The 15,579-nt window shown below is 44.9% G+C and carries 11 protein-coding genes; 8 read left to right on the top strand and 3 right to left on the bottom strand.

Going from position 1 to position 15,579, the window contains the following annotated elements:
* The first annotated feature begins 24 nt into the window (after nt 1–24).
* The 7 genes from lpxB (at nt 25) to CAG58_RS11150 (ending at nt 9,252) form a co-directional block, all read left to right on the top strand.
* Nucleotides 25–1,167: a lipid-A-disaccharide synthase gene (lpxB, locus tag CAG58_RS11180; RefSeq protein WP_154170347.1), complete on the top strand. Its 1,143-nt coding sequence runs from the start codon at nt 25–27 to the stop codon at nt 1,165–1,167.
* Between the two features lie 4 nt (nt 1,168–1,171).
* Complete coding sequence (gene rnhB / locus CAG58_RS11175; RefSeq protein WP_161425736.1) at nt 1,172–1,789, top strand: ribonuclease HII; 618 nt, start codon at nt 1,172–1,174, stop codon at nt 1,787–1,789.
* Nucleotides 1,790–1,887: 98 nt separating this feature from the next.
* Nucleotides 1,888–5,367, top strand: a complete 3,480-nt coding sequence (gene dnaE, locus CAG58_RS11170; RefSeq protein WP_115152663.1) for a DNA polymerase III subunit alpha — start codon at nt 1,888–1,890, stop codon at nt 5,365–5,367.
* 44 nt (nt 5,368–5,411) lie between these two features.
* Nucleotides 5,412–6,371 carry an acetyl-CoA carboxylase carboxyl transferase subunit alpha gene (gene accA, locus CAG58_RS11165; protein WP_158144768.1) on the top strand — a complete coding sequence of 320 codons (960 nt, stop codon included), beginning with the start codon at nt 5,412–5,414 and terminating at the stop codon, nt 6,369–6,371.
* A 138-nt stretch (nt 6,372–6,509) separates the two neighbouring features.
* Nucleotides 6,510–7,856 (top strand): tRNA lysidine(34) synthetase TilS, encoded by a 1,347-nt coding sequence (tilS, locus tag CAG58_RS11160; protein ID WP_161426731.1) that lies wholly within the window; start codon nt 6,510–6,512, stop codon nt 7,854–7,856.
* Between the two features lie 121 nt (nt 7,857–7,977).
* Complete coding sequence (gene glnB / locus CAG58_RS11155; RefSeq protein ID WP_004394677.1) at nt 7,978–8,316, top strand: nitrogen regulatory protein P-II; 339 nt, start codon at nt 7,978–7,980, stop codon at nt 8,314–8,316.
* A gap of 93 nt (nt 8,317–8,409) precedes the next feature.
* Nucleotides 8,410–9,252 carry an endonuclease/exonuclease/phosphatase family protein gene (locus CAG58_RS11150; protein ID WP_158144770.1) on the top strand — a complete coding sequence of 281 codons (843 nt, stop codon included), beginning with the start codon at nt 8,410–8,412 and terminating at the stop codon, nt 9,250–9,252.
* Between the two features lie 89 nt (nt 9,253–9,341).
* Here CAG58_RS11150 and luxN read toward each other — a convergent pair whose 3' ends face one another.
* Entirely contained in the window at nt 9,342–11,897 is a 2,556-nt protein-coding gene (gene luxN / locus CAG58_RS11145; RefSeq protein WP_161429618.1) for a quorum-sensing autoinducer 1 sensor kinase/phosphatase LuxN, read from the bottom strand.
* Entirely contained in the window at nt 11,890–13,083 is a 1,194-nt protein-coding gene (locus tag CAG58_RS11140; protein WP_161425174.1) for an acyl-homoserine-lactone synthase, read from the bottom strand. The genes luxN and CAG58_RS11140 overlap by 8 nt, the downstream gene beginning before the upstream one ends.
* A 321-nt stretch (nt 13,084–13,404) precedes the next feature.
* Here CAG58_RS11140 and CAG58_RS11135 point away from each other — a divergent pair, with 321 nt between their 5' ends.
* Nucleotides 13,405–13,830, top strand: a complete 426-nt coding sequence (locus CAG58_RS11135) for a phosphate-starvation-inducible protein PsiE (protein WP_154170361.1) — start codon at nt 13,405–13,407, stop codon at nt 13,828–13,830.
* Nucleotides 13,831–13,986: 156 nt separating this feature from the next.
* Here CAG58_RS11135 and CAG58_RS11130 read toward each other — a convergent pair whose 3' ends face one another.
* Complete coding sequence (locus tag CAG58_RS11130; RefSeq protein ID WP_154170363.1) at nt 13,987–15,567, bottom strand: LysM peptidoglycan-binding domain-containing protein; 1,581 nt, start codon at nt 15,565–15,567, stop codon at nt 13,987–13,989.
* Nucleotides 15,568–15,579: the final 12 nt, after the last annotated feature.

The following is a 15,579-nucleotide window of genomic DNA, read 5'->3' as shown; positions in this document are numbered from 1 at the left end:
TTACCTATCAAGAGGCATTGAGAAATGGAACAACAACCTTTACGTATTGGTATTGTTGCGGGTGAATTGTCGGGGGATACCCTCGGTGAAGGCTTTATTAAAGCGATCAAAACCCGTTATCCTAATGCTGAGTTTGTCGGGATTGGCGGCCCGAAAATGATTGATCAAGGCTGCCATTCTCTGTTTGATATGGAAGAATTAGCCGTCATGGGCTTGGTGGAAGTGCTAGGACGTTTGCCTCGTTTGCTCAAAGTTAAAGCCGAGTTAGTACAGCATTTTACGCAAAATCCACCGGATGTCTTTATCGGAATTGATGCGCCGGATTTTAATTTACGCTTGGAGCGAGATTTAAAGCAAGCGGGAATTAAAACGGTGCATTATGTCAGCCCTTCAGTATGGGCTTGGCGTCAGAAGCGAATTTTTAAAATTGCCGCGGCAACGGATCTCGTGCTCGCTTTTTTACCGTTTGAAAAAGCGTTTTATGATCGGTTTAACGTACCGTGTGAGTTTATTGGCCATACCTTGGCCGATGCTTTACCACTTCAGCCCGATAAGCAAGCGGCTCAGCGTTTATTAGGGTTAGATGAGAAAAAGCGCTGGCTTGCGGTTTTGCCAGGCAGTCGTAGCGGAGAAATGAAGCTGCTAGCTAAGCCGTTTATTGAAACGTGCCAACGACTGCATCAAACCTACCCAGAGTTAGGATTTGTCGTCGCGCTGGTTAACTCACAGCGGCGCGAGCAGTTTGAAGCGGTTTGGCAGCAAGTAGCCCCAGAGCTGGATTTTACCTTAATCGATGATACCGCTCGTCATGTGATTACGGCATCGGATGTGGTGATGCTGGCTTCTGGCACCGTCGCATTGGAGTGCATGTTACTCAAACGGCCGATGGTGGTCGGTTATAAAGTCAATGCGATTACCGCTTTTTTAGCGAGACGATTAGTTAAAATACCTTATGTTTCGCTGCCGAATATTTTAGCAGGGCAAGAGCTGGTGAAAGAGTTTATACAACAAGAGTGCAGTGTTGATAACCTGTATCACGAGTTAACTCGATTATTGCAAAGCGATAACCAAGCATTATTAGATAAATTCACAGAGATGCATCATTGGATCCGCAAAGATGCGGATCAACAAGCCGCGCAAGCGGTACTGACATTAATAGGAAAATAACCGCGTGACCATAAAAGCCAATAACGATCTGCCCCCTTTTATTCTTCCGACTGGCTATCACTGGATTGCAGGGGTCGATGAAGTTGGACGTGGGCCGCTGGTTGGGGATGTGGTCACTGCTGCGGTGATTTTAGACCCAGTGCAACCGATTAACGGTTTGAATGACTCTAAAAAATTGTCAGAAAAGAAACGCCTTGCGTTACTACCAGAAATTCAAGCGAAAGCGTTAGCATGGTCAGTAGGTCGCTGCTCACCAAGTGAAATTGATCAACTGAATATTTTTCAAGCGACGATGCTCGCCATGCAGCGTGCCGTAGCGGGCTTAGCCATTCAACCTGATTTAGTCTTGGTCGACGGTAATAAAGTGCCTAAGTTGCCGATGGCCGCTGAAGCCGTGGTGAAGGGCGATTTACGAGTCGCGCAGATCAGCGCGGCCTCGATCATTGCTAAGGTCGTGCGCGATCAAGAGATGGCCGAACTCGATCTGCTTTACCCGCAGTTTGGTTTTGCGCAGCATAAGGGCTACCCGACCAAAGCGCATTTTGCCGCCATCGAGCAGCATGGCGTGATCGATCAGCATCGGCGCAGTTTTTCCCCCGTCAAGCGTGCATTGGGTTTATAGCGTCAGGTTTCCCCTGATGGTTTTATGCGCTTGCGGTTTAACGTAGAATAGCGCTATTGCACGATCTAGCCCCTTCGAAACACCTAGGATTCAATTGAATGTCAGACCCAAAGTTTATCCACTTACGTGTGCATAGTGATTACTCCATGGTGGACGGTTTGTCCAAAGTCCCCCCTCTGGTTAAGCAAGTGGCGGCGATGGGGATGCCAGCCATGGCCCTGACCGATTTTACAAACTTATGTGGATTGGTGAAATTTTATGGCACCGCGCATAGTTGCGGGATTAAGCCGATTATTGGTGCTGATTTTACGCTTCGTTCCGATGAGTTTGCTGATGAACTGACCAAAATCACTATTTTAGCCAAAAATAATATTGGTTATAAAAATCTCACCTTATTGATTTCAGAAGCGTATTTGCGCGGTCATGTTCAGCATCAACCAGTGATTGATAAACAGTGGTTGGTGAAACACGCCGAAGGTTTGATCATACTTTCTGGTGGTAAAAATGGTGAAATCGGCCGAGCGTTATTAAAAGGCAACCAAGCGTTAGCGGAAAAGTGCGTAGAGTTTTATCAAACGTATTTCGCCGATCATTTCTATTTAGAGCTGGTGCGCACAGGGCGAGCGGATGAAGAGAGCTATTTACATTTTGCTCTCGACTTAGCAGAACAAACGCAATTACCGGTTGTGGCGACCAATGAAGTGGTTTTCTTAAACGCAGAGCAGTTTGATGCCCATGAAATTCGCGTTGCTATTCACGATGGTTATACTTTAGAGGATCCAAGACGACCTAAAAATTACAGCCCTCAGCAATATTTACGCACCGAGCAAGAGATGTGTGAGCTGTTTGCGGATATTCCGCAAGCGCTAGAAAATAGTGTTGAAATTGCTAAACGTTGTAATGTGACCGTGCGTTTAGGTGAGTATTTCCTACCTAATTTTCCGACGGGCGGGTTAGCAATTGAAGAATTTTTGGTCGTGAAATCCAAACAAGGATTGGAAGAGCGTCTAGAATTTTTGTTCCCCGATCCACAAGTTCGTGCCGAGCGTCGCCCTGAATACGATGAACGTTTGGATATTGAGCTACAAGTGATCAACCAGATGGGATTCCCGGGTTACTTTTTGATCGTTATGGAGTTTATTCAATGGTCAAAAGATAATGATATACCAGTGGGTCCTGGTCGTGGGTCTGGTGCCGGTTCTTTGGTGGCTTATGCGCTGAAAATCACTGATCTTGATCCCCTTGAATATGACCTACTGTTTGAGCGCTTTCTTAACCCAGAGCGGGTCTCGATGCCTGACTTTGATGTCGACTTTTGTATGGATAAGCGAGATCAGGTGATTGATCACGTGGCTGAATTATACGGTCGTGATGCGGTATCCCAGATCATTACTTTTGGTACCATGGCGGCAAAAGCGGTGATTCGTGACGTCGGGCGGGTATTGGGGCATCCTTTCGGATTTGTTGATCGTATTTCTAAGTTGATCCCACCCGATCCCGGCATGACGCTCGAAAAAGCCTTTAAAGCGGAGCCTGCGCTGCAAGAGTTGTATGACGCCGATGAAGAAGTCAAAGAGCTGATCGATAAGTGTCGTATTCTTGAAGGATGTACTCGAAATGCCGGTAAACATGCCGGCGGCGTGGTGATTTCGCCGACCACGATCACCGATTTTGCGCCGCTGTATTGCGATGCAGAAGGTCATCATCCAGTTACTCAATTTGATAAAAACGATGTTGAATACGCTGGATTAGTGAAATTCGACTTCTTAGGTCTGCGCACGTTAACCATCATTGATTGGGCATTGGGTTTAATTAATCCGCGCCGCACCGCTCTTGGTGAAGAGCCGTTGCGAATTGAAGCGATTCCGCTGCAAGATGAAGCTTCATTCCGATTACTACAAAAATCTGAAACGACCGCCGTATTCCAGCTGGAATCGCGCGGAATGAAAGAGCTTATCAAGCGTCTAAAACCGGACTGTTTTGAAGATATTATCGCCTTGGTAGCGCTATTTCGTCCTGGGCCTTTGCAGTCAGGCATGGTGGATAACTTTATTGATCGTAAACATGGCCGTGAAGTGATCTCTTATCCAGATGAAAAATGGCAACATGAGTCATTAAAAGAAATTTTAGAACCGACTTACGGCATCATCCTCTATCAAGAGCAAGTCATGCAGATTGCTCAGGTGCTAGCAGGTTATACCTTAGGTGGCGCGGATATGCTGCGTCGTGCGATGGGTAAGAAAAAACCGGAAGAGATGGCTAAACAGCGTGCCATATTTAAAGAAGGGGCTGAAAACAACGGTGTAGATGGCGAGTTGGCGATGAAAATCTTTGACTTGGTAGAGAAATTTGCCGGTTATGGATTTAACAAGTCCCACTCTGCGGCCTATGCTTTAGTGTCTTATCAAACCTTATGGTTAAAAACCCATTATCCTGCTGAATTTATGGCGGCGGTGATGACCGCAGATATGGATAACACCGAGAAAGTGGTTGGTTTGGTGGATGAGTGCCAACGTATGGGCTTAACCGTATTACCGCCTGACATTAACTCTGGTTTATACCGTTTTAATGTTGATGAGAACGGGGCGATTGTGTACGGTATCGGGGCGATCAAAGGCGTTGGTGAAGGGCCTATCGAAGCGATTTTAGACTCGCGCAGTAAAAACGGCTATTTTAAAGACTTGTTTGATTTTTGTGCGCGGATCGACCTTAAAAAAGTCAATAAACGGGTGATTGAGAAATTGATCCTTGCGGGGGCATTGGATAGGTTAGGTCCCCATCGTGCGGCGATGATGGCCTCGTTAGACGATGCAGTAAAAGCGGCCAGTCAACATCATCAAGCGGAGGCCTTTGGCCAAGCGGATATGTTTGGTGTCTTGACCGATGCTCCCGAAGAGGTTGAGCAAAAGTATACTCAAGTTCCTCCTTGGCCGGAAAAGGTCTGGCTTGAAGGGGAGCGAGAAACATTAGGGTTGTACTTAACGGGTCACCCGATTAACCAGTATTTAAAAGAATTACCTAAATACACCAGTTGTCGCTTAAATGAAGCCACGCCGACACGGCGTGATCAATCGTTAACATTAGCGGGTTTGGTGATTGCCGCTCGAGTGATGACCACCAAGCGCGGAAGCCGGATTGGCTTAATGACTTTAGATGATCGCTCCGGACGTATTGAGGTCATGCTTTATTCTGATGCCTTAGATAGGTATGCAGAATTGTTAGAAAAAGATAGAATTCTGGTGATTTCCGGACAGGTCAGCTTTGATGACTTCAACGGTGGCCTTAAAATGTCTGCGCGCGAAGTCATGGACTTGGGTAGCGCGCGTGAAAAATATGCCCGTGGTTTATCGGTATCGATTGCACAATCGCAAATCGATGAGCAATTTTTTGAGCGCTTTAGTCAAATCTTAGAGCCTCACCGAGCAGGCACTGTTCCTGTCAATGTATACTATCAACGCTCAGATGCGAGGGCGCGTTTAACGTTGGGTACGGAATGGCGGGTAACGCCGAGTGATACATTGCTAGATGAATTACAACAGTTACTTGGTAAAGACCAAGTAGAACTCGAATTTAACTAAATTCAGCTGCGCAATTGACGAGCTGAGTAAAAAAGGATCGGTAGATGAGCCTAAATTTTTTAGATTTTGAAAAACCTATTGTCGAGCTTGAAGCGAAAATTCAGGCGCTACGCGATGTCTCTCGTCATGGTGCAAGTTCTTCGGTTGATCTTGAAAAAGAGATCGAACAATTAGAGAAGAAAAGTTTAGAACTAAAAAAGAAAATTTTTGGTGATTTAGGCGCATGGCAAGTTGCTCAATTGGCACGCCATCCTCAGCGTCCTTATACCCTTGATTATGTCAATCATATCTTTACTGAATTCGATGAGTTGGCGGGTGACAGAGCCTTTGCCGATGACAAAGCTATTGTCGGGGGTATTGCCCGTTTGGATGATCAACCTGTGATGATCATTGGCCATCAAAAAGGTCGTGAAACACGCGAAAAAGTTAGACGTAACTTTGGTATGCCAAAGCCAGAAGGTTATCGTAAAGCGCTGCGTTTAATGGAAATGGCAGAGCGTTTCAATATGCCTATCATCACTTTTATTGATACGGCCGGTGCTTACCCAGGCGTTGGGGCTGAGGAGCGTGGTCAGTCAGAAGCGATTGCGACTAACTTGAAAGTGATGTCGGGTTTAAAAGTACCGATCATTTGTAACGTTGTTGGCGAAGGTGGCTCTGGTGGTGCGTTAGCCATCGGCGTTGGTGATTATGTGAATATGCTACAGTATTCAACTTATTCGGTGATTTCTCCTGAAGGGTGCGCTTCAATTTTATGGCGCGATTCTGATAAAGCGCCGCAAGCGGCTGATGCGATGGGCTTAACTGCGCCTCGCTTAAAAGAATTAGCTTTGATTGATGAAGTGGTTGAAGAGCCTCTTGGCGGTGCGCATCGTAATCCTCTACAAATGGCTAATAATCTGAAGGCCACTTTGCTTCGCCAGCTCGCCGATCTACAAGGTTTAGAGCATGATGCTTTGTTGGCTCGTCGTTATCAGCGTTTGATGAGCTATGGTTACTGCTAAGCAATCAGGCTGATTGCTGTGGCAAAACGTTTAGTTATCTGCCATTGAATTGAAAGGGCTGGAGAGAATCCAGCCCTTTTGCTTTGATGTCTCTAGCGATACACTGAGGATTATTTATCTCGACCTAAGAAGATCAGTATGGATTTGTACCGGCATTTTTCTCATCAACTGCAAGCCCACGATACAAAAGACTTGGTTTTGGCACTCAGTGGTGGTGTCGACTCACGAGTGCTGCTGCATTTACTGGCCCAATATCGGGACCAGAATACGGTTAACGTGCGTGCGGTGCATGTCCATCATGGATTGAGTCGTAATGCCGATCATTGGGTTGAGCAATGCCGAACTTGGTGTAATCAAAGCCATATCTCCTTTGATGTTGAATACGTCGCACTTGAGCGCGATAGCGGCGAAAGTATTGAAAAATTAGCACGCGATGCACGTTATCGGGTATTAGCACAATACGTCAATCAGCAAGACACCTTGCTATTGGGTCATCATGCTGATGATCAACTAGAGACTTTTCTCTTGGCTTTGAAGCGAGGGAGTGGCCCTAAGGGATTATCGGCTATGGCTGCCTGTGCTTCCTTTAGTCAGGGGCAATTACTTCGGCCACTGTTAGCCGTCACTCGACAACAGATTGAGCAGTTTGCCCAATGTCATCAATTATCGTCAGTCAATGATGAAAGCAATGCCGATTTACGCTATGACCGTAACTTTTTACGGCATCAAGTTGCGCCAATCCTTACTCAGCGCTGGCCCTCTTTTCGTCAGGCGGTGCAACGCAGTGCCGAATTATGTGCTGAACAAGAAACGTTAATTGAAGAGTTGCTGGCGGAAAAACTGGCGAATATGATTAACTCTGATGGTGCGTTATCGATTCAAGGACTAAAAGAGTGTAGCGATGCCATGCGGCGACAACTGATCCGTGCATGGTTAACCCAGCAGCAGCGTGTGCTACCCAGTCGTCAGCATACCGAGATGATCTGGAGTCAAGTGGCGCTGGCAGAGGCGGGCGCTAACCCGATTTTACATCTCAAAGCGTATGATATTCGTCGTTTTAATGATCTTCTTTTTTGTGTTACTTCCGTTGCCGATATCAGTGAGTGGCGGCAAGAGATCCGCTTAGATACCCCACTCGTACTACCCGATCAGCTTGGTAAGTTAACCTTGTCGTTAGATCGACAAGGTAATATCCGTTTGCCGGAGGAGCCTGAGGCTTTGCAAGTGATCTTTGATCCGACAGGACTAAGCGCTTGTCCAGTGGGGCGGGCAGGCTCTCGGAAACTGAAAAAGCTGTTTCAAGAATACGCGATTCCTAGTTGGCAACGGCGTCGTATGCCGATTTTACTCGAGCACGATAGGGTCGTCGCTATCGCCGATTTATTTGTCGATCGTGATTTTTCAGGGCAAGAGTGCCGGTTTTTGTGGGATAAGTCGCCGATCACGGCTTTGGATGGAAATGAGCGCAAGCAGGGTAATGCTTAGGCTTTGTATTGATTGTTACCCATCGCTAACCGATAATACGCAGCATAAATTAAAGGTATTCAAGATTGCGTTTGGATTACCCGAATAAAACTCTGAGAACGAAACCGTGTAAGGGATGAACATGAAGAAAATTGAAGCGATTATCAAACCATTCAAATTGGATGATGTCCGTGAAGCGCTGGCTGAGGTGGGGATCACAGGGATGACGGTCTCTGAGGTGAAAGGATTTGGTCGCCAGAAGGGGCATACTGAGCTCTATCGCGGTGCGGAATATATGGTGGATTTTTTACCAAAAGTGAAATTAGAAATTGTCGTCAGTGAAGAAATGGCCGATCAATGTGTTGATACCATCATTGAAACGGCGCAAACCGGTAAAATCGGTGATGGTAAAATCTTCGTCAGTGATATTCAACGAGTGGTGCGTATCCGTACTGGTGAAGAAGATGAAGATGCGATCTAATCATTGTTTGATGAGATTGTAAAGACGGTTTTCGCTTCTTAGGTGTCAGATGATAAGAAGTGAAAGCGTTAGTTTTCTATGCTGGTGAGTCTAATGAAAAAACGCTATCTTTTACTTTTACCAGTTATTATAACGCTTACGGTCACGATTATTTTTCATCTTATATTTTCGATCTCGAAACAGCCACAACTGCTCACCTTAGGTCAAGATACACTAGGGAGAGATTTAGTCTGCTATCAGAACCCTGACGCAGAGCCGATTGATAATGACGGTCAATTAACGGTATTGGTGTGGAATATCTACAAACAAAACCGTGACAATTGGGCAAGTGAATTGACCCGATACAGCGAGCATGCTCAGTTACTTTTATTGCAAGAAGCGAATATGACTGCTGAGCTACGCCAGTGGATCAGTCAACAAGCTTGGGACGGAGCTTATGTGGATGCGTTTCGCGTCTTTGGCGCTTCTTCTGGGGTGCTCAACCTTAGTTATCGTATGCCTCGCTTAGCCTGTGCTTATACTCAACTAGAGCCTTGGTTACGTTTACCTAAATCGGGTATTTTTGCTCATTATGCGCTGAGTGATGGCCAAACCTTAGCCGTGGTTAATTTGCATGCGGTTAATTTTACCTATGGACAAAAAGCCTATCGTGAGCAACTTGAATCCCTGCTTAGTGCGTTAAGAAAACACAATGGGCCGATGATTGTTGCCGGCGATTTTAATAGTTGGAATCAACAGCGAGCACGGTTTTTAAAGTCGGCACTGTTGTCACTACAAATGAAAGAAGTCGAATTTACTCCCGATCAACGGTTGAGATTTATGACGGGGTTACCTCTGGATCATGTATTCTATAAAGGATTAACCTTAGAGCAAGCTCAAGCGCCGGAATCCGATGCTTCTGATCATAATCCAATGTTGGTATCTTTTCGTTTATAGGCCTTGATTAATAGATATTGTAAGCCGTAATACAGCTTGCTTGTACCTCGCAGTGTCAGCCTGTTGATTGTAGCTTGGTTATGGTTGGATTATTGATACTCAGTATTCGATAGCACATTTTTACTAAACCAATGGCGAATCAGATCTTGTAATGCCGGTAAGGAAGTCGGTTTTTCTAGGCGGCCATCCATCAATAGACTGATCATTTTGAGCTCATGGTTCCCTGATTCTCCCGATAGTGCAATGATCGGAATGGCGGGGAAATGTGCTTTGATGATTTTACTCGCTTCAAACCCATTCATGACTGGCATCTGGATATCCATCAAAATCAAATCGATAGAATGAGCTTTAACGATATTTACCGCACTCTCGCCGTTGTTGGCTTGTAAGCTACTAATGCCAAGTTGATCTAAATACAGTTTAACCAATGTACGCTGTATTTCTTTATCATCAACAATGAGTACGGTGGGCGTTGAATTATGGCTTGATAATGAATTGACAACCGGTGAAGGAAAGGAGTTATCTTCCGTAGCGGTTTGATTCGATTGCCAATCGTCGAAATAAGGCGTGCGAAGCGAGTCTGCTTGTGGGGCATTGGGCACAATAGGAAAGGATAGGTGGAATTCGGTAAATTCCCCCAGCCTAGACTTGCATTCAATTCGGCCGCCAAAGGAGCGCATAACACGTTGACAATAACCGAGCCCTAAACCGCTGCCTCCACTTTTTTGATAAGAGAAGAAATCATCGAAGATCTTATCAGCAATAGTCTCATCAATCCCTGGACCGGTATCTTTGAATATCAATATGTTTTCATAAGTACCCGTTTGGGTTGTGATCTTAATTTGGCTGTTGGGATAAGAGTCGAAATAATAGATGGCATTACGAATGAGATTGAAAATGACAAAATTAAATAAGGTTTCATTGAGCTTAACAACAAAGTCATCTTGTTGTGGTAAATGAATTCGCTCAACGACTTTTTCGTTCTCAAAACCATACTGACTGACAGCTTGATCGACCGCTTTATGAATCGAGGTCATCGTAACGGGTTCGTGTTCTGGTGAACTATCGCTTACTTCACGTAAGATAATATCAATTAATTGACGCCCACGTTGAATGGCCGCTTGGCCGCTCTCAATATCTTGCTTTATTTGCTGGGCTGGTGCTTGATGTTCAACGTGTTTTTTTAACATCTCAAAACACAACTGAACTTGAGACAGTGGATTACGCATTTCGTGAGCAATCGAATTGGCCAGTGCTCGGCTTTGATGGATACGGCGATCTGCCTCAATAATACTTTGTATTCGGGTTAGCAAGGTTTGAAGAGCCGAGATTTCTTCATGAGAAAACATCTGATTGTTGATTTTGTGTGGCGATATCAATAAATGCGTCACCGATTTTCCGTGACCGAATAGTGGCATCACTAATGCGGTATTGTTGGCGCTCATCTTGTCATAAAGTGCTTTGACTGAGCTTTTTTCAGTGACTTTACTATCCAGTTTTTCAAACAGTTCATCAAAAACCAGAGCCGTTTGTTTAGAGGAAAGGTAACGTGCATAAACCGCTTCGCTGTGATTACTGCTCACGAGGCGCAGCTTATCACTTGGTATTTGTAATAACTCACCTAAACGGCGCATCGCATCATCGATGGATAACTTGAAGTCTTCCTCCAAAGCGAGAATTTGTTCAACGGGAGTTTGTCGATTACCGTAAATCAGTAACGCGGCGTAACGACTCACGCTTTTATAGAGTGGGGCCCAAGTCACACCGATCAGCGCACAAAATGGGATAACAAACAGCCACTGACTGTTGTCAGTAAGAGGCATGAAGACCATGCCTAAAGGGATAGTTAACACGCCACACACCAACAGGGTATTGAGGCATAGATAAGCAAGATATTCCACACTGTAGAAGCGTGATGTCAATAGGGCATAACCCACGAATAACATTTCACTGATCGAGAGTGCTGGTGGTAGCCAAGTGAGTGAAAAGTCACCCATGAAGTAAGTAATACCAAGGTGAATGGTTGCAGTAGAGATCATGAATACCAAAATACCTGCAATCATATAGTTGGTTCTGGCTAATGTGACTCGACTGCTATTCGCTCGCATCAGGACTAGGTTGGTCAGAGTCAGCACAATAAATATCACTAAGACAATAAAGAAATGTGAGGTATGAGGACCAAATTCGATGATGAATTGGCTTGGACCTGAGATTTCTACATGTTCAACCGTCAGTTCTGGTCTTAGATTAATAAAGAGAGAATAGACCGACAGTGTGACAAAAATGATTTTTTGCCACAGATGGATTTTACCATTGCGCTGTTCGGCGGCGAGCTGGCAAGAAAAGTAATAAGCAAAGGCGAAGGCAAAGAGTGAGGCAAGATTGGCTAATTTTGCAACTAATACTGCCACTGAAGCGCCAAGTTCGGGGAGCAAATCGGTGTGAAAGTAAGCGTTACTGCTTATCCACGCGATAATACATATTGAGTATGCAATATAAGGAACATGATACGTTCCCCAAATTAACGCGTTTTTTTGCTTCAGACGATAGCAATAGTAGGTGAGCCAAGCCAACACCATCGCTACGGTAGCAAGAAGCGCAATCGCTTTAGCGTAGAGAATGGCGCCTAAATTGATATCAAGCATACTCTTCCTTTTTGATTACAGCGTGCAGTCTAGTTTGACGAACTGCTTGTTTATAATCGCGATAATTAGTCTCTTTGAATACTTTATTGATGACTTCGAAATTCCAGAATCCTCGGTAAGTCTTTGTGCCGTTATTATTTAAATCACAACACCCAGAGTGGAAATATGCTTTTGAATCAACTGCTTGATAAAATTTAAGCATGAAAGGTTGTTCAATAATAGTAAAACCAATTTTGTATCCAAACTGATGCATCACACTCATCAGCTCTTTTTGCGCAAGATAGAGGAAATAGAGTTTTTGCTGAGTATTACCACTGACGGTAAAGCGTAGTACTTCACAGACCCTATTTTTAGCGGATAATCGTAACCTAAATTGCTGATCGAATTCTGGTAGAGAGTCGCATTTTGACAGCGCTGGTTGGAAAATCGATAAGGTCGAGAAAACATCATAACCCTGTGCGGGCAAGCAGAATTGCCACTGTGGATTACTAAACTGCGGTGCATAACTGAGCCAAGTCTGATTCGATGCCCAATCTTGTACTAACATTGAAGCGACTAGGGTGGGCACCTTGCCATTATTGGGGTATTTGAGCAACACAAAGTGTTTACCCATTTGTGATAATGACAAGAGGGGCAGCATCTCGTACCACTTTTCACCTTGGATAAACAGCTCAAGATTGCTTAAAGTGATGGCCTCTTTGATGAGCATTTTTTGCGGGTGACTAGGCGTAGTGACTAGAAGATCGGAATTTTCTATGTTATCGATCAATAAGCCATAGTAAGCCTGATCTTCCAGTGGTAGCTCAATCTCACCGGCGGCAGTATCAATGACGGAGTTCGCTTTGATGGTGGCTATCTCACATTCACACCAAAAGTCCAGCCAATGTGAATAACACTCGCCGACGATTTGCTCAAGTAGTGCTATCTCCTCGGACAGGGTATTCGGATAGCGTTGAATGAGTTCGCGATAGTCGATCAGCTCAAATAATACCGAGAAACTTGTATTGTGATGTTCAGGGAAAAGATCGACTAATTGTTGTTTACGGTAGTCTGTCACCGAGAGGAAAAGGTCAGCACGCTGTTGCGATGGATAGGTGTTGATCACTAACGCGATGAGCATTTGCTGTTTTTGGTCGACCGGAAGAGTGCTCGTCAACAGTGAGCGTAAAGATGATATTAGTTGCATCGAGAGAACCTAGCCTAGGTTTATTTAATTATTTTTATTGAGGAAAGCTTAGTAAGATTTAGTTAGTTAACGATAACATATTGAAAACTAGTGGCATATCCGATGGCAAGTCTACTACTTGCGTTGTTCGTTCACAACTTAGTTTTGAACTGCTCAAAAAATGAGGTGTGGTTAAATGAAAATATTGAAGAACGACTGAGAACGTGACCTAGGGTTGAGCGGGAAAGGATGCTTAAGTTCTTCTCTAATCCCTTAATCAATCTGCGCTTAGGCATGATAAACTCAACACCTATCTATTTTGATTTGCTTGGATAAGCCACTATGCCGTCAAATTTACCTAAATCGTTTAGCCGTCCATTTTTAAAAATGTTTCATCTACTGGAAGCGGTACTACTTATTGCTATTACTTTGGCAACGGTATATGCAATTGGACACGAGTTCATACATGTTTTTGTTGAAAAACAAGTATTACTGACCGATATTCTGTTGATGTTCATTTATCTCGAAGTGTTGGCGATGGTGCAGCAATTTGTGGTTAATGGCAAAATTCCTGTGCGTTATCCTATCTACATCGCGATGATGGCCATCGCCCGCTATATTACCCTCGGTATGAAAGATTTGGATGCAGTCCCCGTTGTTTGGCTCTCTTTCGCGGCATTTATTTTAGCGGCAGCGACGCTGCTCATTCGTGCAGGACATCACTATTGGCCGTACGTTGATAGGCATACTCAAGATAAAGACGAGTAGTTAATTTAGCACAGCTGATGAGAAAGTTATCGATACTCGAAGTAGGCTGGTTGACACCAAGGTTTCTATTTTGGGGTCAATCATCACAAGGTAAGTGTTTGTCTTTTTAATCTACAAAAAAAGAGTGATACGTTACGTATCACTCTCTGAACCCATTCACACGCTTACTTGCGTTACATCCACGTACAGTTTTAAGCGTTGTCCCGGTTGTAGATATCGTTGATTAGCAAGCTCATTCCACTTGACGATATCTTGGGTGTTGACTTTAAAACGCGAAGCGATATCGCTTAAGGTATCGCCACTGCGTACTTGATAAAACACGGTGCGAATAATTGCGCCTTCACTACTTTGTTTCCAAATGACCAGTTGTTGACCGACTCGTAGCGTATCTTGCGGGCTCATCGCATTCCAACGCGCCAAAGCTTGGTAAGAGACATTGTGCGCGCGAGCAATGGTCCATAGGCTTTCCCCACTGCGTACGGTGTGGTTAAGTTGGTATTGACCTCGTGCTAACGACTGTGTTCTTGCTAGGCGATTATTAGCACTTAATGCATAAGCCTCTTCATCGGTGACAGAGGTTGGGATCATTAAATGTTGTCCGACACGAATGGTATGGCTAGTGAGGTTATTAGCGGTTTGAATGATTTGCGTGGTGGTATTATGCCGCTGAGCAATCACACTCAAGCTATCGCCGGCTTGTACTTGATAGCGAACCAACTTCATCCCTTGACCACGGTTTGATTCAACTTGTTCACTAAACTCATCGACTCTATCGACGGGTATTAACAGTTGATGCGGGCCTTCTGGGGCGGTCGCCCATTGATTATAGGCAGGGTTGTAACTTTGTAACTCTTTAACGCTGATCCCCGCATAATTGGCCGCGATAGCTAAATCTAACTGCTCTTGAGGATCAACCAAGGCTAATACGGGTTGATTACTAATACTAGGAATGGAAATCCCATACTGTTCTTGATTGGCGACAATATCTGCCAGTGCGAGAAGTTTAGGCACATAACTGCTGGTTTCTTTGGGCAGATCTAAAGAGAAGAAGTCTGTCTCTTTACCGAGTCGAGTATTTTTTCTTATTGCACTCGAGACCCGGCCGCCACCACTATTATAGGCCGCAATGGCCAAATACCAGTCGCCGTCAAAACGCTGATTCAAACGGGTTAAATATTCGAGCGCAGCATCAGTGGCGGCAACCACATCTCGACGGCCGTCATACCAAAAATTTTGCTCCAAACCAAACATGTTGCCCGTCGCTGGTACGAACTGCCATAACCCTGCGGCTTGGCCATGAGAGTAAGCAAAGGCATCAAAGGAGCTTTCTACGATTGGCAGTAAAGCGAGCTCTAACGGCAGTTCGCGTTGTTCAATCTTTTCAGTAATTAAGTACAGAAACGGTTCGGCACGTTTGGCAACAGTGGCGAGATGATTGGGATGATTGAGATACCAGTTACGGTAATAATCGACCGTAGGATCGTCAGCAATCGGCATGCTTAGCTGCATCGCGATACGTTGCCAGACATCCTCTTGCTCTTGTGGTGAGCGGACGTCAATTTTAGGCGCCACGACGTGAGGTTTAGCGGTTTTTTTGGGTGACTTTTGTACTTGAACCTGCTGATCGGTTGGCTTTACCTTGCGTTGATTGGTTTCTGAACTGGTCTCGATCTCTGGCTGGGTAAGCTGGCAACCTGCTAATAGCAGTGCAATTACCCAGCTGAATTGTACTCGCATATCACACAGCCT

The organism is Vibrio sp. V31_P5A7T61, assembly GCF_009904895.1.
In the GTDB taxonomy this organism is placed as follows: Bacteria; Pseudomonadota; Gammaproteobacteria; order Enterobacterales; family Vibrionaceae; genus Vibrio; species Vibrio metschnikovii.
Note: the sequence above shows the minus strand (reverse complement) of the source record. Positions and strands in the feature narration are given on the sequence as shown.

Bases quoted from the DNA above. Each gene is read 5' to 3' on its own strand.
- lpxB (WP_154170347.1), top strand. From the start codon at position 25: ATGGAACAACAACCTTTACGTATTGGTATTGTTGCGGGTGAATTGTCG.
- dnaE (WP_115152663.1), top strand. From the start codon at position 1,888: ATGTCAGACCCAAAGTTTATCCACTTACGTGTGCATAGTGATTACTCC.
- accA (WP_158144768.1), top strand. From the start codon at position 5,412: ATGAGCCTAAATTTTTTAGATTTTGAAAAACCTATTGTCGAGCTTGAA.
- tilS (WP_161426731.1), top strand. From the start codon at position 6,510: ATGGATTTGTACCGGCATTTTTCTCATCAACTGCAAGCCCACGATACA.
- glnB (WP_004394677.1), top strand. From the start codon at position 7,978: ATGAAGAAAATTGAAGCGATTATCAAACCATTCAAATTGGATGATGTC.
- CAG58_RS11150 (WP_158144770.1), top strand. From the start codon at position 8,410: ATGAAAAAACGCTATCTTTTACTTTTACCAGTTATTATAACGCTTACG.
- luxN (WP_161429618.1), bottom strand. From the start codon at position 11,897: ATGCTTGATATCAATTTAGGCGCCATTCTCTACGCTAAAGCGATTGCG.
- CAG58_RS11140 (WP_161425174.1), bottom strand. From the start codon at position 13,083: ATGCAACTAATATCATCTTTACGCTCACTGTTGACGAGCACTCTTCCG.
- CAG58_RS11135 (WP_154170361.1), top strand. From the start codon at position 13,405: ATGCCGTCAAATTTACCTAAATCGTTTAGCCGTCCATTTTTAAAAATG.
- CAG58_RS11130 (WP_154170363.1), bottom strand. From the start codon at position 15,567: ATGCGAGTACAATTCAGCTGGGTAATTGCACTGCTATTAGCAGGTTGC.